Origin of the sequence: Comamonas sp. GCA5 (assembly GCF_036541385.1) — a bacterium.
Lineage (GTDB): Bacteria > Pseudomonadota > Gammaproteobacteria > Burkholderiales > Burkholderiaceae_C > Comamonas > Comamonas aquatica.
In genome coordinates, this window is record NZ_JAZHFR010000199.1 from 1 (window position 1) to 883 (window position 883).

At 73.4% G+C, this 883-nt stretch carries 2 protein-coding genes; one reads left to right on the plus strand and one right to left on the minus strand.

Translation table 11 applies throughout. The annotated features are described in order from the left end of the window. On the plus strand, positions 1 to 672 hold a 672-nt coding region (locus tag SJH88_RS19230; protein WP_274755399.1), incomplete at its 5' end, for a LysR substrate-binding domain-containing protein. 62 nt (positions 673 to 734) lie between these two features. Here SJH88_RS19230 and SJH88_RS19235 read toward each other — a convergent pair. Then, positions 735 to 883 (minus strand): magnesium chelatase subunit ChlI family protein (locus tag SJH88_RS19235; RefSeq protein ID WP_479680510.1); only part of this gene is annotated, 149 nt, incomplete at its 5' end.

Here is an 883-nt window from a genome sequence, read left to right on the forward strand (position 1 = left end):
GCCGCCAGGCGGCGCCGGGGGGCGCTGTGCATCGGCTCCATGGAGACCACGGCCGCGCTGCGCCTGCCGCCGCTGCTGGCCCAACTGCACCGCCGCCACCCCGGCATGGTGATGGAGCTGCGCACCGGCCCCACGGCCTTTCTGGTCGACGAGATGCTGGCCGGGCGGCTGGACTGCGCCCTGGTCGCCGGCCAGCCACCGCAGCCGCGGCTGCAGGCCTGGCCGGTGTTCCGCGAAACCCTGGTGCTGGTCGGCAGTGCGCCGCTGGCGCAGTTCCCCACGCCGCAGCAGCTGTGCCCGCAGCCCTTTCTGGCCTTCCGCCAGGGCTGCAGCTACCGCCAGCGCATCGAGCTGCTGCTGGCCAGCCAGGGCATCACCTCGGCGCGCATCATGGAGCTGGGTTCGCTGGACGCCATCCTGGGCTGCGTCGCTGCCGGCATGGGCTATGCGCTGCTGCCACAGTCCGTGGTGCAGGCCCAGCAGGCGCGCTTTGGCGTGCAGGGCTGCGCGCTGCCCCCGGGGCTGGCCGACATCGCCCGGGTGGACACCTGCCTGGTCACCGGCCCCGAGGCCAGCTGGTCGCCCGCGCTGCGCGCTTGGGTGCAGCTGCTGCACGAGACCGTGGCACCGACCCAGGCCATGACCGAAACCGAAGAACTCCTGATGGCATAGCGCCCTGCGCAGGCGCAGCAAGCGCTGCAGGCCTATTTGGCATATTTTTTCTGAGGCGGCGCTCAGGGGCTGGCGGGCACCAGGGTGCGGCGGTACTGCATGGCCTCGGCCACGTGGGCGCTGGCGATGTGGGGGCTGCCGGCCAGGTCGGCGATGGTGCGCGCCACGCGCAGCGCGCGGTGGGTGGCGCGGGCCGACCAGCCAGGCGGTC